This is a genomic window from Spirosoma arcticum, assembly GCF_054779955.1.
Window position 1 is genome coordinate 276476 of sequence record NZ_BAAGXG010000006.1, and the last position, 21521, is coordinate 297996.

Below are 21521 nucleotides of genomic sequence, written 5' to 3' on the forward strand. Positions count from 1 at the left end.
CCATAGTTCGCTTCTTATCCCTACCTGCGGCTGTTCATCTGCCTGAAGGTTTCGTCAATCTCCTGCCGTGAGGCTGTCCGGTATTTCTCGGACGTGCCATAGCCAATTTCCAGCGCGCCTGCTTCAAGCCCTTTCATCATCGCATCGGCAAAATCGCCGACCGGTACGCCAAACGTGTGTAGCCCCGCACCGCCGAGATCAGTATTGACAGCGGGCGGCACCAGTTCAATAGCCGCAACTGATGTGCCGGATAACTGATGCCGCAGCGACATCGTGAACGAGTGCAGGGCCGCTTTCGTGGCGCTGTAGATGGGCGCAAAAGCACCCGGCACAAAGGCCAGACCAGACGTTACGTTGATGATAGCGGCTTTCGGCTTCTGCTGTAGATGCGGTATGAACAGCGTAGACAGATGCAATGGGGCTTCCAGATTGATGGCAATTTCCGCCTGACTCTCGCTCCAGTTCCCCGAGCCGCTGGTCAACGGCATCCGGCGCTGAATGCCAGCATTATTAATCAGCACGTTGACCTGCGGGAAATCGCTGCGGACCCAATTGAACAGGGCCACCCGGTCGGATGCCTGTCCCACGTCGCACTGGCGCGTGTGGAGCTGCGGGTACTGCTGGCGTACTACTGGCGGGCTTCCTGCAACTTGTCGTTCCGGCGTCCGCAGATGATTACCTGACTGCCCGCTTTCATAAATCGTTCGGCCAGTGCCCAGCCAATGCCGGACGCTCCGCCCGTTATCAGGACGGTGTTTGACGTTATATCCATACGTAATTCGATTTCTTGTAAAGGACCAGTTTTAAGCAGTTTTGTTCGGTTAGAGGCAAACGTTCGATACATGTAACCGACAGTTTACGCGTGTGTAGAAATTAGGTAACGATGCCCACCAACGCCAATGATGCCTCTCCTGGTTTAGTGCAGGCGAATACATCATTACGTTCAATAAATTCATTCACCAACTAATTTTGGTTTTCAGTAACTTGTTCTGGCTGTTTTCGCCATGCGCCTGCCACTCAAAATAAAGCCGAACAATGGACTCCAAGACTCAGGAAAAAGATAAAGCAGAAAGTGGGATAGCCCGGTACGTAGGTGTCATTGGCTCGGTAGTTACTATTATGCTGACGTTATACAACACATTTGTCATTGAAACACAGCAAAATAATTTGAAAGAACTGGAAATTAAATTGCAGGAACGAGCTACAGGTCTGGATGAATCTCGGGAGCGGGTTGATCGGTATAAATGGGTCCTGAGTCTTTTTCCGGCATTGGATGACACGGACGAGCGTAAGCGCAATTTCACCACCAGTCTGATGAGGTTAGCCTTAACTAAGGATGAAGCACAACAGCTATTTACTGGTTTCCAAACATCAACGGACAAAACGCTGCAATCCGTTGGTCAATCCGGCATCATTGCCCTTCAAAATGAACCTATCGCCTTATTAATTGCCAATATGAACGCCAGCTCCGCCGATATACGAAAAAAGACGGTAGCTAACCTGATTACTACTTACCAGTCCTCGTCACAAGCGATTAGTCTCACGCTTCAGCTATATGAGCCAGAACGTATCAACGCCTTGTCACCCAGCGGCTTAATCAACGGACTGGTATTTTTAAAAAATACAGATCCTAAGGCCTGGAAACTCCAGCAAATTCAACAGGGCCGGGATGTGGTTGCTCGTGTGAAAGAGAAAGCCACAGGACCGCAAACCCGGCAGGTAGCTGCTGAACTACTCACATTTCTGACCTCCATCAAACAAGAAAGTTTGTAGAAGGCAGCAAGTAAGCTGCTCCTGATTCGGTGTTGTAAACATGTCTCGATTACCCCCTGAGGTAGGCACGTTTACCCACTTCCCCTTCCGCGTTTGGCCCGTATTTTTGTTATGTAAAACACTAAACAACAAGTACGTATGGCAACTCAAATCTTTGTTAATCTGCCGGTTAAAGATCTGAACAAATCGGTCGAGTTCTTCACCAAACTTGGCTACAGTTTTAATGCCCAATTCACGAATGAGGACGCGACGATGATGGTTATTGAAGAGAACATATCCGTCATGCTGCTGGTGGAGAAGTTCTTCAGAACATTTACCAGCAAAGAAACCTCCGATGCCGCAAAAAGCACCGAGGTGATCGTCTCCCTGTCAGCCGATAGCCGGGAAAAAGTGGATGAGATGGTAAACAAGGCCATCGACGCGGGCGCAGCTACACCGATCAAGCCGTTAGACATGGAAGGCATGTACGGCCGTAGTTTTGAGGATCTGGATGGTCACCACTGGGAGTACATGCACATGGATATGAGTGCCATGAATCAGGGATAGTCACCGCCGGGTGGCTTGCCACAATTATGCCTAAAAGCGCCTGACCAGCAACGTTGCTGGTCAGGCGCTTTTTTATGGTATGGCCACTCAACATACAGCGCACCGCCGGGCATATAACGAGAAAATTAGCAGCCTGATAAAATAGCAGTAAGGCGGTTGGCTATCTGGCTATCAATTCCGGGACTATCCCTGTCAACTACGGGACAATGTACTCTACGGGCAAACACCTGTGAGCTCAATGGTATACATTTAATAGCCCGAACCCGCTGGCTTTTACTGAATAGCCAGGCGATAGTCCATACCCATGAAGCGGTATGTAGACAGTTGGCACAACGGCTGTAATCAATTCTACGCTGCTCTCTCACAAAGCAGGTGCTCTCCAGTCAGTCCACACCCCTCAGCTAATCGATCATGGACATTCTGAACGTGTTGTTAACCGAGTTTCTTGATTTTTTCAGGCTCGGTGGCCTGTACGATATATTAAAATCGGGTAATTATTCATCACTAAGAACAGTGAACGGACTCATTGCCTTTCTGACGCCACTGGCTCCCCTTGTTATCTTCGGCGAAATGGCTCTTCTCCTTTTCGGAGACAGAAAGAGCATCAAAGGCTATAAAATGAACCTGCTGGTGATTTTCGTCAACCGGATTTTAGGCCATCTGGTTAGTTTTTCCGTTATTTTGTTTTGCTACGGGGTAGTTAGCAGCTACGCCTTCTTTACCGTGTCGTGGTCATGGCTCTGGTGTGTTTACGCGTTTGTGTCCTATGAACTTGGCACGTACATTTATCACTACTCTGCGCACAAGGTCAGGATTTTGTGGTGTTTTCACGCTGTGCACCACTCTCCCGAGACCTTGAATGCGTCGGTAACATTACGAACATTCTATTTAGAGAATTTATACACGGATTTAATCAGAACTTCAATTGTGGCTATAGCCGGTGTACCACTTGCCCTGTATTTCTTCGTTATGACGGTCGACAGTATTTGGGGAGCCTTCGTCCATATCAGTGAAAAAGTACTGGTAAACGGGCGATTGGGGCTGGTCGAAAAATTTATACTGACTCCTTCGCACCACCGGGTTCACCATGGACGAAACCTTCTGTATTTAGACAGTAACTTTTGTGGGATGATTCCTGTCTGGGACCGCCTTTTCGGAACCTACCAGGAGGAAAGGGCCGACACACCCGTGGAATTTGGTCTTAACCGACTCATTAATGGGGATAATTTCTGGGCTGTTTATTTTGGCGAATTTCCTTTATTGTGGACGGATATAAGATCGGCTAAAGGCTTGACGAACAAGATCAAATATGTTTTCATGCCCCCCGGCTGGCACCCCAACACGTCCCATTTTACGGTTAAGCAGTTAAAAAAGAGCGTTGTTGCTGGCGTACCCGAAGAGGAAGTAGGCCGGTAAAATAATTGAAGTTTTTCAGGATTTATGAAACGACATACTGTCCACTGGTTAGTGGGTTTATTGATGTTCCCCCTACTAACTACTGCCCAGATTCAGGTATCATTTCCCGTTAGCCGGGCTGTTTTTCAACGGTCTGCGAACAACGAAGCGAAAATTCACATCAATGGCTACTATACCCAGTCCGTAACCCGGATCGAGGCCCGTGTGCAGGCCCGCAACGGCCAGGGTGTATCGTCCGACTGGGTAACGATTCAGGCCAGTCCCGCCGGAGGAAACTATGCCGGTGATCTCACCGTTGCGGGCGGCTGGTACAACCTGGAAGTACGGGGTATGAACGGCGATCAGTCCGTGGGCACAGCAAGTGTCGAACGGGTTGGCGTTGGCGAGGTGTTCATCATCGCCGGTCAGTCGAATGCGCAGGGTGTGTACGACGACATGCCCAGCGCGACGGATGATCGGGTCAATGGCCTTAACTACTACGATGCCAGCGAATCGGCGGGTGATCCACCCACCGATGTGTTGACTCGATTCACTCACCTGGATCGGGGGGGCGTAATCGCTCCGCGCGGGATCGGTACGTGGTGCTGGGGCCGACTGGGCGATTTGCTGGCGCAGCGACTAAACGTACCTATTCTGTTTTTCAACGCCGGGTACGGCGGAACGACGATTCAGAACTGGCGGCAGAGTATTGAAACAGGACGCACGGAAAACATATATATATCGGGAACCTACCACCGGGACGGTCAGCCGTACGCTAACCTGCGGTCCACTCTCCAGTTCTATACGCACATGCTGGGCGTACGGGCCATTTTGTGGCATCAGGGGGAGGCCGAAAATTACGTCCATACCTCCGGTAGCCGCTACGGTAGTGACTTACAGTTCGTGATCGACCGGAGTCGGCAGGATTCGGGCAAGAACATCGCCTGGGTAGTGGCACGCGCGTCCTACACGAGTGATTTGCGGGGCGGGCGACCGGAAATTATTGCCGCTCAAAACCAACTGATTAGCTCAGCACCGAATGTGTTCCCCGGACCCGCGACCGATGAGATACAAATTCCCCGGCAGCGCCCGCCCCGTCGGCAGGAAACTTACGACGATGTGCATTTTGATGTCGACGGGCTGGTCGATCTCGCCAATGCCTGGAATAACAGCCTTACGGATGCCTTTTTTGCCCGTGCCCTGCCCCAGCCACCCGTTCCTGCCCCAACGGTTTCCGTTTCGTGCTCAACCACCAATCAACTGGCAATTGCCGTGAATGGATCGTTTTCGTCGGTGAGTTGGAACACCGGTGAGGCAGGCCCGACGATTACAAAAGGAGCCGGTACGTACCGCGCTACGGTAAAAGATGCGGTCGGGAATGTATTGCTTTCGCCTATGGTCCGGGTATCCGATACTCCTACCATTCAGGCGTCGGGTCCCACCACGTTCTGCGCCGAAGGCAGCATTCAGTTGAAGGCGTCCTACGACAACAACATTATCTGGACAACGGCATCCACCGGTCAGGAGCTGACCGTGACAACGGCGGGTGATTATTCGGTGCAGTATCAGGATGTGAGCGGCTGCCGCTTCGTTTCCCCAACGGTATCGGTTCGGGTAAATCCGCTGCCCCCCAGGCCCACCATTACGGCCGCTGCCCCCACCACGTTTTGTCAGGGCGAGAGCACCCAGTTAAGTACCGATGAGAACGTTGCCTACACGTGGAGTTCGGGGCAAACTTCGCGCCGTATCGACGTGCGGACCAGCGGAGCCTACACCGTAACGGTGACCGACCAGAATGGCTGTACCTCGCCCCGGTCGTCGGCATTAGTGGTGGTGGTGAACCCGCTGCCCCCGACGCCCACGATAACAACTAATCGAAGCACTACCTTCTGCGCCGACCAGCAGGTAACGCTGACGGCAACCGAAGACCAGCAGTACCAATGGACAAGCGGGCAAACCGCCCGCGCCGTCACCATCAACCAATCCGGTCAGTACACGCTGCGCACGCAGAATCGGTTTAACTGCCTTTCGGCACCCTCCGCTCCCGTTACGGTACTGGTCAATCCGTTGCCGCAGGCTCCCACGCTTACCGCCAGTGGCCGAACCATTTTTTGCGAGGGCGATCAGGTTGTGCTAACGGCGAATAGCCCGCTGAAACCAGTCTGGATAACCGGCGATTCGACGCGCACCATCAGCGTACGCCAGTCAGGAGTTTATACGGCACGGGTTGAGGATAGCAACGGTTGTTTCTCGACTGCTTCCCCGGCCTTACCGGTCGACGTGAAGCCCGTACCGAGCGTTCCCCTGCTGAGTCAGACCGGCACCTACACGCTGGAGGTGACGGGTTTGTTGCCCGGAGACTACTACCGCTGGCTACTGGACAGGGACACTCTCCTAATTCGGACGGCAACCGTTAAAGCCAGTCGGTCCGGCACGTACTCGGCCCAATCGTTTATCATCTACAGTCCGACGCTGACGTGTTCGTCCGCTTTGTCGAATCGGCTGGACTTCACGGTCGAAACGGCAAATCAGGGATTGAGTATCTACCCAAATCCCAGCCTGACCAAACAGGTGTCGGTCGAAACATTGGCTGATCTGACCGATGCGGTCATTCGCGTTTACACCCTGACCGGGCAGGAAGTTGCAACGGTTGGAGTTCCGGTTTTCCGTGAACGACAGCGCCTGGATTTCACGACGCTGCCGAATGGCATGTACATCATGCAGGTTCAGGCGGCTGGTTTTGTGGTTGCCAAACGAATACTGATTGGCGTTGGTAATTGAAGCCCGCCGGGTAGTAACGTAATTTTACTGCTACGAACAAAAAAAAATCTTACTTCGCCTTCCGCCAGTAAAATACGAATCCGTTTTTTTCGCCGGTGCGTCGCACGTCGGGCAGGGAGTCGAGGTGAGTAGGAGCGAGGGAGCTTTTGCGGATGAACAGCACATCCTGGTCAATTTTTCCGTGTAGCAGCCAGTCGTCGTTGTAGTAATTCGGATTCGTGACGGGTGGTTTTCGGGTGTAAAAAAACGGGCCGTAACTTCGGTAGCCATACGTGCGCACGTACACGGGTTGCCCCTGGGTTTGCTCAAAAAACCGCATGGCCCTCCCCTGCGAAATGCCTTCAATGCGGCCAATGAAAAACCAGAGCGTCAGCGTAATGAACACAGCCATGCCGATGAATAGCGCCACCGACGCCTGTGCCAGTCGGCGGCCGCTAAACCAGCGCAGGGTCACGAACAGGACAATCAACAGCCAGACACCGGGCAGCGCTTCCCAGCCCGTCCAGCGGATGGCCGCGTTGAGGTTGCCCTGCGTAAAGGGGTCCTGATCGGCCCACGATTTTACCAGATCCATGCGTTGCGCCAGAATTGGTGCCGCAATGATAGCCACCACGAAAATGCCCCCCACCCCAATCAGGCCCGCCCGCAGGTAGTTGTTGAACTGGATTTTGCGGGTCTCGATGTGCGTTAGGGTCAGCGCTGCGAGATACGTCAGTGGAAAATAACAAAGCGACGAATAGTGCACGATTTTGGACTGCACAACGCTGAACAGAATCAACACAACCCAGAACAGCATCAGCATCCACCGCCGGAATTCGCGCTGGTAACTGCGTTCGATAAACAGCGGGGCAAACGCCCGGATGGCAAAGATCGACGCCGGAAAACAACCCACCAACAGCACCACGACGTGGTAGCCCGGAAAACCGCCGTGTCCCGCGTCGGGGGTGCTGAACAGCCGGACGTTGTAGGTCAGAAACTCGCGCACGAACACGGGGCCATGCAGGTAGGTTTCCAGCCCGCCCCAGGCCAACCCCGCCCCGGCAGCCGCCACTGAAAAGCCGATGAACTGGGGGGGTGAAATAAACCACCGGAACCGGCTCAGCGACCAGTAGACCAGCAGCACCAACCCCACAATCAGGTAAGCAACGGGGCCTTTGGTCAGGATGGCCAGCCCCAGCATCAATCCACCACCAATCAGGTACGACCACTCCGGCTTTGGGGTAAGCATGGGCGTCGTCAGCCGTTCGCGCTTCCACGACGCGAAGATAACGTTGACTAAGCTGGCAAAAATAAACAGGTTGAAAAACGGGTCGATGATGCCGGAGCGGAAGTACAGATGGGGCGTTACGGACCCCAGATACGCCAGCGACCACAGCAGCCCGAAGCGGTGCCCGTGGAGCTTTTGGCCGAGATGGTACAGGTAAACAAGCGTGATGATGCCGCAAATGGCGTTGGGTAAACGGGCCGAAAACTCGCTAACGCCAAAGACGTTCATCATCGCTGACTGGCACCAGAAAAAGAACGGCGGCTTCTCGAAAAACGGCTTGTAGTCGATGTGGACGCGCAGGTAGTCGCCGAGGACAGTCATCTCGCGGGCGCATTCGGCGAAGTTAATCTCATCCCAGTCGAACAGCCGGACACCCCCCAGAAAGGGAATGAAAAACAGAGTACCCAAACCGGCAAGCAACAGGGAATAAACAAGTTTTTGATTCATCAACCCGACTATTGGTAAGAAAGCTTTCGCATCTATTACGAACGAAGCCGCAAATTAGCCGAAAAAAAGATTGCGGGGGATTGCCGATATTCGCGCCGACGATTTGAAACGGTTTGTGGTTTGTGAGTTTGTAGTTGCGGTTCCCGCCGGGATTGACGCATGAACAGTTCGCGTCAGTCCCGGCGGGGAACCGCAACTACAAACTCACAAACCACAAAATCACAAACTAACTTCCCATGCTCCCCAATCACCGATTCACCGAACTCCCGGCCTACGCTCAACTACAGCGTCATTATGACGCGCTGAGCAGCCGCCACCTGCGCGACCTGTTTGCCGAAGACCCGGAGCGGTTCACCAAGTTCACGCGGCAGTTTGACGATATTCTGCTCGATTTCTCCAAAAACCGCATCACCGACGAAACGCTGAGTCTGCTGCTGCAGCTCGCCGAACAGGCCGGACTGACCGACGCCATTGGCAGGATGTTTTCGGGCGATGCCATCAACCAGACCGAAGGCCGTGCCGTGTTGCACATTGCCCTGCGCAACCGGACCAACACGCCCATTGTCGTGGACGGTGAAGACGTGATGCCCGAAGTAAATGAGGTGTTGTCCCGGATGAAGTCGTTTACGGAGCGCGTCCGGTCGGGGGACTGGAAAGGGTACACCGGCGCGGCTATTACGGATGTCGTCAACATTGGCATCGGCGGCTCCGACCTCGGCCCCGTCATGGTGACCGAAGCGCTGAAACCTTACGCCGACGACCAAAAACTGCGGGTGCATTTCGTCTCGAACGTCGACGGGGTGCACATCTACGAAACGCTGCAAACCGTCCGGCCCGAAACGACGCTGTTCCTGATTGCGTCCAAAACGTTCACCACCCAGGAGACGATGACCAACGCCCAATCTGCCCGGCAGTGGTTTCTGGACAACGGCGGATCAGAAGGCGACATCGCCAAACACTTCGCGGCCCTCTCGACGAATAAGCAGGCCGTCGAAAAATTTGGCATTGATCCCGACAATATGTTTGGCTTTTGGGATTGGGTAGGGGGGCGGTATTCGCTCTGGTCGGCTATTGGGCTGTCGATTGCGCTCTACATCGGTTTCGACAACTTCGAGGAATTGCTGGCGGGTGGCCACGCGATGGACGAGCACTTTCGCGACACACCCCCGGATCAGAACCTGCCGGTCGTGCTGGCGCTGATGGGTATCTGGTACAATAATTTTTTCGGAGCGCAGACGGAAGCGATCCTGCCTTATGACCAGTACATGCATCGGTTCGCGGCTTATTTTCAGCAGGGCGACATGGAAAGCAACGGCAAGTCGGTGGACCGCACCGGGCAGCCCGTCGATTACCAGACTGGCCCGATCATTTGGGGCGAACCGGGCACGAACGGGCAGCACGCATTTTACCAGTTGATTCACCAGGGTACGAAGTTGATTCCGTGCGATTTTCTGGCTCCGGCCGTGAGTCAACGTCCCCTTGGGGAACACCACAAAATTCTGATGGCGAATTACTTCGCGCAGACGGAAGCGCTGATGAACGGCAAAACCGAAGAAGAAGCCGCCGACGAGCTACGCAAAGCGGGCAAAAGCGAGGATGAAATTCGGGCACTGGCGCCGTTCAAATCGTTTTCGGGCAACCGGCCAACCAACTCGATCCTGTTCAGAAAGCTGATGCCCCGAACGCTGGGCAGTCTGATTGCGCTCTATGAGCACAAGATATTCACGCAGGGCATCATCTGGAACATATTCAGCTTCGATCAGTGGGGCGTGGAACTGGGCAAGCAATTGGCGAGCCGGATTTTGCCCGAATTGCAGGACGACGCGCCCATTGACACACACGACAGCTCGACCAACGGGTTGATGAATGCGTTTAAGACCATGCGCCGGGGATGAAACCAGCCCGGCGTTTGCTAAGAAATTGGAATAATCAAAAACAATAGCTTCCAGTGGCCTGTTAACGGGGTGTAATTACGATTACACCTTTTTTTTGTACAACTCAACGAAAAAGTAAAAGCAATGAAAACTCAAGCTACAGTGCTGGCAGTATGCCTGCTAAGTGTTGGCGTCGCAACGGCGCAGACCACCACAAACTCATCGTCGACGGGAAGCACCACGACGAACTCTACCTACGGCACAACGCCAGCAACGACCGACGTAAACAGCACGTCGGGTACAAACTCCACCTACGGCACGTCGCCATCGAGCCTGTCCAACGGCAGCGGCTCAACCATGAGCAACGGAACGATGAACAGCAACGGGTCAACAACCAACGGTACGGGTGTTGGAACAACGGGCAGCACGACGACCAACAGCATGACTTCGCCCGCTTACGGTACGACGACAACAACGACCACCGATGCCTACAACACAACGGGAACGACGCGTACCAAAAGCGGAAAAGATTACAAGAACTTTGTGTTTGGGGTGTATGCAGGATTGAACACGACTAAGTTTAAAGGCGAGGACGTTGACACGGAAGGTGACTTGTCGGGCCGGTTGGGCTATCAGTTAGGCTTCTTCGTGCGGGGCGGTGGTCGGCTTTATGGTCAGATCGGGGCTGAATATTTTGCATCCAGCTCAAACTACTTCACGACGGGTTCGGGTCAGAGCGCACAGAATATTCAGGATCAGATTAATATCAAATACATTCAGGTTCCGGTGTACATCGGTTACAAACTGGTGGAGTCGGACCGGGGTATTTCGGCCGTGCGGCTTCAGGTGGGTCTTGAATATGCCAACCAGATCGGCTCGGACGCTAATCAGTTTGGCGATCTTGACGGATTCAGGGTTAAGAGCGGTACGTTCAATGGATTGGGTCAATTAGGCTTCGATGCAGGTCCAATTTTTCTCGATCTGACCTATCACTACGGCTTTAGCGATGCGGTTAGTGGAACCGGCTTCAACGGGTCGCAACGCCGGATTGCCAGCGCCAGCGTTGGTTTCAAGTTCTAACCGGATGCTTCATCCGCAAAACGAGCTGCCCGCACTGGGTGGCTCGTCTTTTTTTAAGAATTGCCTAATGAACCGATTCAGGCAAACATTCCAATAAGTGATCGGTTGTAGAAAAGATGCGAATCCACCGCACCGGCGGACCGGCGCGGATTACTTGTCCATTTATCAACTCAACACGTTATGAAAAACCAATTCAGAATCGCCCTGCTGCTTGCAGGCATGTGCGGCACAAGCGTTGTGTTCGGCCAGCAAAATTCAAATGACAGCCGCTATGATCGGGACAGCGAATCGCGCCGGGACGAACGACGGATGGACAACGACCGCGACAATGACCGTTCCTCCCGGCGGGAAGAGCGTCGCGAGGAACGACGGGTAGAAGATCGCTTCGATGATCGCCAGGAGTTCAATCAGCGCAACGAAGAAAACCGCCGGTATGACAATCGCTACGAAAACCGGAACAGCAATCGGCAATACGACCAGCAGGATTTGAGTCGGGCCTATGATGAGGGCTACGAAGATGGGCAGCGCAGCCAGGAGATTGAGGAACGAAAGGAGCGCCGGGAAAACTACAAGAACTTTACGTTCGGCGTTTACGCCGGTGCCAATTCGACCCGGTTTGAGGGTGAAACCGTGGCAGGTGAGCGGCTGACTGGCCGGTTAGGGTATCAGTTAGGATTTTTGGTGCGCGGTGGCGGGCGCATCTATGGTCAGATCGGGGCTGAATACCTTACCTCGAGTTCCGAATTTTTCCGGGCGGGCGATAGTACCGTCAATAATGTTGGCGATATTGTTGGAAACGTCGATCAGCGGTATTTACACATCCCGGCCCTGATTGGGGTGAAACTGGCGCAGTCGGACCGGGGCGTGTCGGCCGTGCGTCTTGCGGTAGGAGCGGAGTATGCTATTCCGTTAGGCGTTGGCAATAACAAATTTAATTTTGAGCAGAGCGACTTCCGGGCGGCCACCGTTAACGGTGTTGGTAATCTGGGCTTCGACGCGGGTCCGCTGATGCTGGACTTCAAATACCACTATGGATTTGCCAACGTACTCGCCGGAAACACAGATACCAGACGCCGGATTGTGAGCGTAAACGTAGGGTTTAAGTTTTAATCCTGTTAATCAGTTAGTGAGTTAACCAGTCGGTTCGGTGATGAGTTGATTAGTCTTCATGTAGTTTTGTACTGACTGGCTAAGTAACGCATTAACGAACCGACTACTTTTATGAACACCCTCTTCCCCATTTTCGTCAAAGCTGAGAAACTGCGCATCCTGATTGTGGGCGGGGGTTACGTAGGGCTGGAGAAGCTAACGGCCGTGCTGGCCAATTCGCCCGCTGCCCGTGTGGTGCTGGTAGCGCCCGAAATCCGCTCCGAGATTCTGGATCTCAGTCGGGAGTATGCCAACGTAAGCTTGATGGTGAAACGCTATCATCCCGAATGCCTCGACGACTGCGACCTGGTGATTGTCGGTACGAATGACAAAGCAGTCAACCGGCAAGTGCAGGTTGACTGCAAGGCCCGGCGCGTTCTGGTCAATGTGGCTGACACACCCGACCTATGCGATTTTTACCTGAGTTCAGTTGTGAAAAAGGGAGATCTTAAAATTGCTATTTCGACTAACGGCAAATCACCGACCTTCGCCAAGCGGTTTCGCGAAGTACTGGAGGAGATTCTGCCCGACAGTTTGCAGGAAACGCTCGACAACCTAACGGCCATCCGTAACCAGCTCAAAGGCGACTTTGTGCAGAAAATGGAGAAGCTGAACGAGATTACGAAGGTATTGCGGTGAACAGCCGCCCCACGTTCGTTTACTCGTCACACCAATAGCTCCTCAGACGGGTCCCAGAGCAGCAATTTGAAATTAACAACGCGATCCTCCTCCACCCGAACGCCTTCATCCTCCAGCAGTTGTTGCATCACCGTTGGGCCACCAAAAAAGTGCTTACCCGATAATACGCCTGCGCTATTGATAACCCGGTGCGCGGGGACATCGTGACCGTGGGACGCGTTCATGGCCCAGCCCACCATTCGGGCACCGGCCCGCAGGCTCAGGTAGCGGGCAATGGCTCCGTAGGTTGTTACCCGGCCGCTCGGCACTAAGCGCACTACCTCATACACTTCCTCAAAATAATCGCGTGGTGGTGTCATTCGCGCAAATATCGGGCATTCGTCCAAAAGCGAAAGCCCCGCCAGTAGCTGGTGGGGCTTTCTTTTCAGTAACGTTGAGTAAATCAGAAAAGCTACCTTAGTTAACTTTGAACGAATCTTTAGCGTCGTCGATACCAGCCTCCGCTTTGTCTGCCAGTTCATCAACTTTATCGTTGTACTGCGACTTCGCGTCTTCCTTGTTGTTCTGAGCCTGACCCTTATACTGATCGTACTGATCCTTGGCTTTATCAGCGTACTGGTTCACCTGCGTTTTCGCCTGTTCAAAGCCTTCTTTCACCTGTACTTTGGCCTGCTCAAAACCTTCCTTCGCCTGAGAAACGCCTTTCTCCCACTGATCCTTCAAATCACCCGACCGCTTATTGGCTTCTTCGGTTAGCTTGTCGCGTGTTTCTTTACCGCTGCGGGGAGCCATTAGTATACCAATTGCTACGCCTGTTAAAATTCCCGTCAGAAAATCGCGTGTGCTTCTCATATCTTTCGTCGTTTATGGTAGTTAGTAAATGAGTTAATAGTTGGCTTTACGCTTCGCCTGCTTAACGGCATCCTGCGTTTTGGAAGCAGCCGTATCCACGTAGTCGTTGTACTGATTCTTGATGTTCTCCAAACCCGACTGTAGTTGATCCTGAAGGTCTTTGAAGAACGAATCCGACTCGGACGTAATTTTCTTACGGGTTTTTTTGCCACTTTCTGGAGCGAGCAGAAGGCCGACAACCGCGCCAACGGCTAAACCCACCAAAATTCCGGGTAACGATTTCATGTGTATTTACTTTAGTGAATGAACTGATTCATCATTAGTATAGAAAATTTTGTACCAGCTTTTGTTTTCACGTTTAATCAACTGATAATTAGTAGGTTAATTGAATAGTCGGGCTTTTGCTGAACTGGTCAGTATGAGGATTATTTTCTACAACGGCGTCCATGTTTTACCCGTTACCTGCTCCCGCCGGTCACTCATAAACGCGCTGTTGACTGGTGGCTTTATAAACAAATGCTGGCAGTAAACTGGTTTATTTGCAACTGCCATTTGTGCTGCACTACATAACTTCCTTAAATGACTGCCACTCACCCGTTTCTACTTTGGTTCAGCGTCTTTGTTATTATAATCTCGTTTGCGCATCTGATTCGCCTTGACTACTGGTGGATACGAATATGGGATTTTCCCCATTTGCAAACCACAGTGCTTACGCTGGTTGGCCTGGTGGCCTGGCTCGTGCTGGACCACACCTTCCAGTGGCCGACTGTGCTTCTGCCGATTGGGCTGGTCATCGCTTTTTTGTACCAGAGCTGGCTTATATACCCCTACACGCCCCTGCACCGCAAAGAGGTGCGCTCTATGGCACGCAGGAAGGTTGAGCCAGATGCCGACGTTAACGCCAACACGGTACGTTTGCTTACCGCCAACGTATATCAGGAAAATACCCGAATGCCCGACGTGCTGAAGCTCATTGTCAAACACCAGCCCGACGTTGTCCTGTTGCTCGAAACGAACGAAGCCTGGAAGGAGGCCATGCAGCCCATCGAATCTAAGTATTCGCATCAGGTGCTGTGCCCGTTAGAAAATACGTACGGGCTGCTGTTTTATTCGCGCTTCCCAATGGTGTCGCACGAACTGCGCTTTTTGATTCAGGACGATATCCCGTCCATTTACGTGCAATTGGTGATGACGTCGGGGCAGCGGGTTCATTTTTACGGGGTGCATCCCATGCCGCCCAGCCCAACCGAACATTACCGCTCAACCGAGCGCGATGCCGAACTGCTGCTGGTGGGCAAAGAGGCCCGGCAACGGTCGGGACCAATCATTATAGCCGGAGATTTGAACGATGTTGCCTGGTCGCACACCACGCGGCTGTTTCAGCGGGTGAGTGGACTGCTGGACCCGCGTATCGGACGTGGCCTGTTCAGTACCTTCAACGCCAAGTATTTTTTCCTGCGATGGCCGCTCGATCACGTCTTCGTGTCGCATCACTTCAGGCTGGCTCAACTGCGCCGGTTACCTAACTGCGGGTCGGATCACTTTCCAATTCTGGTTTCACTAACCTATCAGCCTGACCCGCGCCGTACCGACGAGCTGCCAGAACCCGAAGGCGACGATCTTGAAGAAACGGAGACGATTATTGAAAAGGCAACGCACGGGTGAGGGCCAAAAAAATCCCTGCGCTCAAATTGGCGCAGGGATTTCGTACCCACCGTAACTTGTACTTAACCTAAAATGAGATTGCACGGATAACTCCGCAACTGAACTGACTCAACGTGAATCAGCATTATATTCTGTGCGCCCAAAATTATGACGCAGAACTCGATTTGTCAAACACCCCGACCCTGAATGAGTCGTAATACAACCGCTATAATTGCGATGACCAGTAGAATGTGGATCAGGTTTCCCATCCCAAAACTACCAAACCCAAGAAACCCCAGCAACCAAATGATCACCAGAATAACGGCTATTGTGTAAAGTAAATTTCCCATGGCTTTCGTTAGTGAAGGAGTAATGTATCGTGAGTAAATCAGACTGAATGTCTCGCATCTACTTTTGAAGTAGAAAAATTTGTGCCAAATTAGATTTAGTGTTGCCAATCGTATCAGAATACAAACCTTATACGACTGAGAATGAGCATTTACCTTAGGCTAACCTTTCTTCATAAGTGCTTTTGCCGGATGCGCAGGAGCGGGTGAATAGTGTAGATAAAAATCCACAGATGTAGAATTAATGTAGAAAAATTCCTCACCTATAAAGTGCATATTTCAATGGGTGAAAAAGTCTGCCGGATGTTTAATATATCTAAGTGACTAATCTGTTGCTGTTTAGCGAGTATTTACAACATCTTCTCCTATGACAAATAGTTTCGGCATAGAATTATATAGTATGGTTTATGTACAAGGGTAGCGAACTACTTGATTGTAACAATGATAATGATGACAAGAGTTAATACCACACCGCAGTTTAGACCAACCGTTGTTTCTGGCGTTACAACCGCTAAACGCATTTTGATTATAGACGATGAGACCGATATATGTCTGTTATTATCGGGACTGTTGCGACGATTGGGCTATCAGCCAACCTGCGCCCACTTTATTGAGGAAGGACGGCAGTGTTTGATGTCTCAGCAATTCGACGCCATTTTTTTAGATCTCAATCTCCCTGATGGCTTGGGTTTCGATTTGCTGCCAGCCATCAAGGAAGAACAGACCAAGGCAAAAATAATAATGATCAGCGCTTTCGACGGTCAGGCAGAGCGCCGACGGGCAACGGAGCAGGGAGCCGACTATTTCATTGGTAAGCCGTTCACCCGGCGGTCGGTGGAAATGGCTTTGCAAACTATTCAGGTTTGAGTAACTTTGTTCATGCCGCCACATTTAGGCAGTTTGTTCAACGGTTTATCATTACTTTGGGCAAAAGCTGTGTGAATAAGCTCATTCCCAATACATGGAAAAAATACTGATTGTCGACGATAATAATGATATATGTCTGCTTCTGGAGCGTTTTTTAAGCAAGCAGGGGTATAAAACAGAATCGGTGCAGCGGGGCGAAGATGGTCTGGTTTTACTGCGTAAAGAGGTCTACGAATTAGTTATCTGCGATTTTAAGCTTCCCGATATCGATGGACTTGAGATGTTGCGCCGAATTAAGGTCATGCATCCAAACACAGCCGTTATTATCATTACTGGTTACTCTGATGTTCGGGTTGCTGTGCAAACCGTAAAACACGGCGCCTTCGACTACGTAACCAAACCGCTCTATCCTGACGAAATCTTATTTACGATTAAAAGTGCGCTCGAACGACGCAGTCAGTCGTTGAGCCAACCTGCTGGTTCCACCGCCGTATCTGGCTCAGTTGGCGCTTCTAAAATAAGTGCATCAAGGGCAGCGGCCAAGACCATGCTCACCCCCGATGGGAAGCGATTCATTTTCGGGAAAAGCCGCGCTGCCGATCAACTTCAAAAGCATATTGACCTGATTGCGCCAACGGATATGTCGGTCATCATCACGGGCGAGACGGGAACGGGAAAAGAGTTTGTGGCCAATGCGATTCACCTGAAAAGTAAGCGGGCCGAAAAACCATTTGTTGCCATCGACTGTGGCGCATTGAGCAAAGACCTCGCTGGTAGTGAGTTGTTTGGTCACATAAAAGGCTCGTTCACGGGCGCAATGGCCGACAAAGCCGGGAGCTTTGAATTTGCCAACGGGGGTACGCTTTTCTTAGATGAGATTGGGAACCTGTCTTACGACAACCAGATTAAACTTCTGCGGGTGTTGCAGGAGCGAAAAATTCGGCGTATCGGTTCCAATCAGGATGTTTCGGTGGACGTTCGCATTATTGTTGCTACCAATGAGGACCTGCGCGATGCGGTTCGACAGGGGCGTTTCCGCGAAGACATTTACCACCGCATCAACGAATTTGAAATGCATTTATCGCCCCTGCGTGAGCGCAAAGCCGATATTATGGTTTTCGCTGAGCATTTTCTGGAGTTGGCCAATCGCCAGTTAGAGAAAGACATTCAGGGCTTTGAAGATGACACCCGCGAGAAGCTGAAAGAGTACTACTGGCACGGAAATCTGCGCGAACTTCAAAACGTTGTTAAGCGGGCCGTGCTACTAACGCAAGGCGATTACATTGAAGCTGACGTGTTGCCACAGGAGATTTTGTCGCCCCAGTATTTAACCGCAGCCGATACAATGGCGAACGTGCAGGTAAGTTACGACCCAAACCGGCCGGGCGTTCCCGTTATCAGTCAGTCGGCGGCTAACCTGAAGTCGGTGTCTGAAAGCGCCGAACGAGCCGCCATTCTTAAAGTACTGGAAAAAACCGGCTACAACAAGACCAAGGCGGCCGAGGTGCTCAATATTGACCGCAAGACGTTGTATAACAAGCTCAAAGCCTACGATATTCATTTGTAGCAGTCCGTCAGTTAAAGAGTCGGTAAGTCAGAGAGTGGCTGACGCGAACGTTGCTTTCGCGTCAGCCACTCTCTGACTTACCGACTCTTTAACTGACGGACTGTTTTCAATTCAGGCTGAATCCAACCGATACTAAGCCGACACCGTTTTTGGCATTACCAAGCAACGTTCGGGCGGCTCCGCTATTTGCAATTCGTTGCAGACCCTGTTCGTAACGTGCGCCAATAAACGCTTTGCCGAAGTAGATATTTAGTCCACCGGCAATGCCATAATCCACTTTGTTAAAATTGGCGCGGTTAATGGCACCAATGCCGCTTCCAAAATCCCCGTTTGAGTTAATGTTAGAATTGAGCAGGTACGATACGTACGGGCCTGCCTGAAGCTCAACGGCCTGACCAAGTTTAAACGTAGCTAACACGGGTAATTCAGCGTAGTTAAGTTTAAACGTGTTCGTGCCGTTAAAACCCAGAAAATTGTAATCGGCCGATGCCCCCTTTGTCATATACAGCAACTCGGGTTGAATAGCAAAGAACTCCCCGACCGGAGCCTGAGCAAAAACCCCGACGTGAAAGCCAATCCGCTCGCTTTTATTGTTTACCCCCTGACTGTCGTAGAACAGCGAACTCGCGTTTAACCCACCTTTCAGGCCGGTCCGCACCCTGCCTTGTGCTACCGCGTCTGAGGGATGAAGAAACACTGCGCCGGTAGTCAGCATGACAGCGGCAAGTACTGTTTTCATTGATTTTTTCATAACGTTTCTGTGATTGGCGGAAGGCTAACGCGCCCTCCATTTGTTTTGTTTAATAGATTAAATTCGTGCCAATAACTCCAAATATGGATCTGAACAGCCTACTGCATTGCATTTTACCACGTTAAGACAATTCGTAGCACTGCTTGGTTTAACGAGGGTATTAGCGAATTGCGTAAAATATTCCCCACTTTGTAGAGCTTGCCAGTCAACAACACGGTAGCGAAGCGTACCCTAAAGCCGATAAACCAAGCTGAAAGAAGCGGTTGTTCGGAGATCTTTCACGTTCGTAGATTGCATTTCCGGCGGTGGGCTAACAGGCGGCCACGATACGAAGTATTGTCGGAGATTCTATTGTTTAATGAAGCTGCACACTGCACGTATTTTTCCTTATTTTTGACCAGTCGGGTAAATTGTAGCAGCGCATTAACTGAAATTGTTTCAACTGCATGTATCAGGTCGGGGGCATCAGTGCACGACTGTAGTTCTGGCTGTAACGACAATTACTAACCAAGTATATGTACGGTAAGACTACGAAGATGACTATTTTAATCGCTGATGACGATGCCGACGACCGCATGTTTTTGGAGCAGGCTATGCGCAAAAATGGGTACGAGTATGGAATTCAGTTTGTTGAAGATGGGGAAGAATTAATGGAGTACCTGCGTCAGCAGGGGCGTTATAATAAACTGAACGCCCCCTGGCCCGATATGCTCATTTTGGATCTGAACATGCCCCGTAAAAATGGTTTTCAGGCACTTTCTGAAATTAAAGACGATCCTACGCTCCGTCGGTTGCCCGTGATTGTTATGACGACATCGTCGGCGGATGAGGACGTTTTAAAAACATATAGCTTAGGCGTCAACTCGTTCGTGACGAAGCCGTTTAATTTTAACCGGCTGGTCGAGATGATTGGTACGCTCAAGACGTACTGGATGGATACGGTTAGATTACCTTAAGCACGATTACTTCCCACTCAATGGTTATGAACGTTAGTGCGCCCACACCCGATGGTGTTGAAACCGAAACAATAGTTCGTGTTCTGCTCGTAGAAGACGATGAAGACGATTACATGCTAACGAGGGCTTTGGTATCTGCCAAAGAGAATTCAACGATCAAACTCGATTGGGTAGATAGCTACGACCGGGCACTGGACCTGATCGAAACTAATGGGTACGATGTTTATCTGGTTGATTACCGGTTGGGTATTCACACCGGTATTAATCTTATTCAGGAAGCGTTTCGGATGGGGTGCCGTGCGCCCATGATTTTGCTCACGGGGCAGGATGATCTGACGGTCGATCAGTCAGCCCTCGAACTCGGTGCTGCCGATTATCTGGTGAAGGGCCGCATCGACGCGCAACTCCTCGGCCGCAGCATCCGCTACGCGCTCCGGCAGGCGGGTGTGCTGGACGAAGTTGCCCGACAGGAAAACAAATACCGCTCCCTGTTCGAGCGATCCATCGACGCCATATTTGTTACGACTAACGAAATGCACTTTCAGGACGCAAATCCGTCGGTTGAACGCTTGCTGGGATATAACCGCGATGAGCTGAGGCAATTAAATCCGGCCCGGTTATTTGCCGACCTGAACTGCCTGCGTGAACTCCGGTTCAACGTTCGTGAGCATGGACAAATCAAAGATTTTGAGGTCGTGCTGCTGACCAAAGACCAGCGCAAACGAACCTGTTTGCTTTCGGTTTGGGCGGTTGATGATGTTGTTGGCCGACCCGAGTGGTACCAGGGGATTGTGCGCGACGTTACGGATCAAAAACGGGCACAGCAGGACCTGATTCTGGCTGAGAAATTAACCATGACCGGCAAAATTGCCCGCAGTATCGCCCATGAAGTCAGAAATCCACTGACAAACCTGAGCTTAGCCTTGGAGCAACTTAAGGATGAACTGGATACCGACAGCGAATATGTAACCATGTTTACCGACATTATTGGGCGTAATGTCGACCGGATTGGCCAGTTGATTACGGAAATGCTCAATTCCTCCAAACCTCGTGAACTCGACCGCAAACGGCAGAATTTCAACACCATTGTTAAGGCAACGCTTCAACTCGTGGCCGACCGTATCAAACTTAAGCGAATGCGGCTCGAAACCACATTCGACACGGGCGATTGCACCGCCCTTCTCGATAGCGATCAGGTTAAGACCGCCCTGCTCAACATTCTGGTCAACGCCGTTGAAGCAATGGAAGAGGGGAAGGGGCTGCTGATCGTTAGAACGGAGTGTATAGACAATAAGCAAGTCTGTGTTGAGGTGAGAGACAATGGTGGAGGTATTACTGATGCCGACCGCAAACGGCTCTTCGATCCGTTTTTTACGGGTAAATCGGGGGGTATGGGCCTGGGCCTAACCGCCACGCAAAATATAATTAATAGCCATAAAGGCTCCATTGAGGTCGAGAGCTCGGTGGGGCAGGGGACTACGTTTCGACTCTTCTTTCCCAAATAATCCGCAGGCTCACGCCAAAGCGTCCGTAGTCGGGTGCATACATTATTGCAAAACCAGCCCATATCGGGCTGGTTTTTTTGC

General features: G+C 51.5%; 21 protein-coding genes. 13 read left to right on the top strand and 8 right to left on the bottom strand.

Translation table 11 applies throughout. The features are described from left to right. Window positions 1-20: 20 nt before the first annotated feature. Both ACYVHB_RS15610 and ACYVHB_RS15615 read right to left on the bottom strand, forming a co-directional pair. Window positions 21-587 (bottom strand): SDR family oxidoreductase, encoded by a 567-nt coding sequence (locus tag ACYVHB_RS15610; RefSeq protein WP_461052689.1) that lies wholly within the window; start codon window positions 585-587, stop codon window positions 21-23. A gap of 41 nt (window positions 588-628) precedes the next feature. Then, entirely contained in the window at window positions 629-772 is a 144-nt protein-coding gene (locus tag ACYVHB_RS15615; RefSeq protein ID WP_461052690.1) for an SDR family NAD(P)-dependent oxidoreductase, read from the bottom strand. 263 nt (window positions 773-1035) lie between these two features. Between ACYVHB_RS15615 and ACYVHB_RS15620 the strand changes: the two genes are divergently transcribed. From ACYVHB_RS15620 to ACYVHB_RS15635, 4 genes are all read left to right on the top strand, one after another. Beyond that, entirely contained in the window at window positions 1036-1773 is a 738-nt protein-coding gene (locus ACYVHB_RS15620) for a hypothetical protein (RefSeq protein WP_461052691.1), read from the top strand. A 138-nt stretch (window positions 1774-1911) separates the two neighbouring features. Continuing rightward, entirely contained in the window at window positions 1912-2319 is a 408-nt protein-coding gene (locus ACYVHB_RS15625) for a VOC family protein (protein WP_461052692.1), read from the top strand. A gap of 411 nt (window positions 2320-2730) precedes the next feature. Then, window positions 2731-3735, top strand: a complete 1005-nt coding sequence (locus ACYVHB_RS15630; protein WP_461052693.1) for a sterol desaturase family protein — start codon at window positions 2731-2733, stop codon at window positions 3733-3735. Between the two features lie 24 nt (window positions 3736-3759). Then, window positions 3760-6495 carry a T9SS type A sorting domain-containing protein gene (locus ACYVHB_RS15635; RefSeq protein WP_461052694.1) on the top strand — a complete coding sequence of 912 codons (2736 nt, stop codon included), beginning with the start codon at window positions 3760-3762 and terminating at the stop codon, window positions 6493-6495. Window positions 6496-6544: 49 nt separating this feature from the next. Here the strand turns inward: ACYVHB_RS15635 and ACYVHB_RS15640 are convergent, their stop codons facing one another. Beyond that, a complete protein-coding gene (locus tag ACYVHB_RS15640) occupies window positions 6545-8209 on the bottom strand; it encodes an ArnT family glycosyltransferase (protein ID WP_461052695.1) in 1665 nt (554 codons plus the stop codon). Between the two features lie 236 nt (window positions 8210-8445). On the opposite strand from ACYVHB_RS15640, the gene pgi reads away from it, so the two are divergent. The 4 genes from pgi (at window position 8446) to ACYVHB_RS15660 (ending at window position 12951) form a co-directional block, all read left to right on the top strand. After that, on the top strand, window positions 8446-10104 hold the full coding sequence (pgi, locus tag ACYVHB_RS15645) for a glucose-6-phosphate isomerase (RefSeq protein WP_461052696.1): 1659 nt from the start codon (window positions 8446-8448) through the stop codon (window positions 10102-10104). 123 nt (window positions 10105-10227) lie between these two features. Beyond that, the gene (locus ACYVHB_RS15650) at window positions 10228-11163 is read left to right on the top strand and encodes a mitochondrial porin family protein (RefSeq protein WP_461052697.1); all 936 of its coding nucleotides are present in this window, start codon (window positions 10228-10230) and stop codon (window positions 11161-11163) included. Window positions 11164-11343: 180 nt separating this feature from the next. Further along, window positions 11344-12273: a hypothetical protein gene (locus tag ACYVHB_RS15655; protein WP_461052698.1), complete on the top strand. Its 930-nt coding sequence runs from the start codon at window positions 11344-11346 to the stop codon at window positions 12271-12273. 111 nt (window positions 12274-12384) lie between these two features. Further along, a complete protein-coding gene (locus ACYVHB_RS15660; RefSeq protein WP_461052699.1) occupies window positions 12385-12951 on the top strand; it encodes a precorrin-2 dehydrogenase/sirohydrochlorin ferrochelatase family protein in 567 nt (188 codons plus the stop codon). A gap of 26 nt (window positions 12952-12977) precedes the next feature. Here the strand turns inward: ACYVHB_RS15660 and ACYVHB_RS15665 are convergent, their stop codons facing one another. The 3 genes from ACYVHB_RS15665 to ACYVHB_RS15675 form a co-directional block, all read right to left on the bottom strand. Beyond that, window positions 12978-13310 carry an MGMT family protein gene (locus ACYVHB_RS15665; protein ID WP_461052700.1) on the bottom strand — a complete coding sequence of 111 codons (333 nt, stop codon included), beginning with the start codon at window positions 13308-13310 and terminating at the stop codon, window positions 12978-12980. Window positions 13311-13407: 97 nt separating this feature from the next. Beyond that, entirely contained in the window at window positions 13408-13803 is a 396-nt protein-coding gene (locus ACYVHB_RS15670; protein WP_461052701.1) for a YtxH domain-containing protein, read from the bottom strand. Window positions 13804-13836: 33 nt separating this feature from the next. Continuing rightward, window positions 13837-14088, bottom strand: coding sequence for a YtxH domain-containing protein (locus tag ACYVHB_RS15675; RefSeq protein WP_461052702.1), 252 nt, complete (start codon window positions 14086-14088; stop codon window positions 13837-13839). A gap of 294 nt (window positions 14089-14382) precedes the next feature. Here ACYVHB_RS15675 and ACYVHB_RS15680 point away from each other — a divergent pair, with 294 nt between their 5' ends. Continuing rightward, entirely contained in the window at window positions 14383-15468 is a 1086-nt protein-coding gene (locus ACYVHB_RS15680; RefSeq protein ID WP_461052703.1) for an endonuclease/exonuclease/phosphatase family protein, read from the top strand. 167 nt (window positions 15469-15635) lie between these two features. Here the strand turns inward: ACYVHB_RS15680 and ACYVHB_RS15685 are convergent, their stop codons facing one another. After that, a complete protein-coding gene (locus ACYVHB_RS15685; RefSeq protein WP_461052704.1) occupies window positions 15636-15797 on the bottom strand; it encodes a lmo0937 family membrane protein in 162 nt (53 codons plus the stop codon). A 519-nt stretch (window positions 15798-16316) separates the two neighbouring features. Between ACYVHB_RS15685 and ACYVHB_RS15690 the strand changes: the two genes are divergently transcribed. Together ACYVHB_RS15690 and ACYVHB_RS15695 are read left to right on the top strand one after the other, a co-directional pair. After that, window positions 16317-16661, top strand: a complete 345-nt coding sequence (locus ACYVHB_RS15690) for a response regulator (RefSeq protein WP_461052705.1) — start codon at window positions 16317-16319, stop codon at window positions 16659-16661. A 94-nt stretch (window positions 16662-16755) separates the two neighbouring features. Continuing rightward, on the top strand, window positions 16756-18228 hold the full coding sequence (locus tag ACYVHB_RS15695; RefSeq protein ID WP_461052706.1) for a sigma-54-dependent transcriptional regulator: 1473 nt from the start codon (window positions 16756-16758) through the stop codon (window positions 18226-18228). Between the two features lie 106 nt (window positions 18229-18334). Here the strand turns inward: ACYVHB_RS15695 and ACYVHB_RS15700 are convergent, their stop codons facing one another. After that, window positions 18335-18979, bottom strand: coding sequence for a porin family protein (locus ACYVHB_RS15700; RefSeq protein ID WP_461052707.1), 645 nt, complete (start codon window positions 18977-18979; stop codon window positions 18335-18337). A gap of 536 nt (window positions 18980-19515) precedes the next feature. Between ACYVHB_RS15700 and ACYVHB_RS15705 the strand changes: the two genes are divergently transcribed. After that, entirely contained in the window at window positions 19516-19935 is a 420-nt protein-coding gene (locus ACYVHB_RS15705) for a response regulator (RefSeq protein WP_461052708.1), read from the top strand. Between the two features lie 26 nt (window positions 19936-19961). Further along, window positions 19962-21440, top strand: coding sequence for a two-component system sensor histidine kinase NtrB (locus ACYVHB_RS15710; protein WP_461052709.1), 1479 nt, complete (start codon window positions 19962-19964; stop codon window positions 21438-21440). The last annotated feature ends 81 nt before the right edge of the window (window positions 21441-21521 follow it).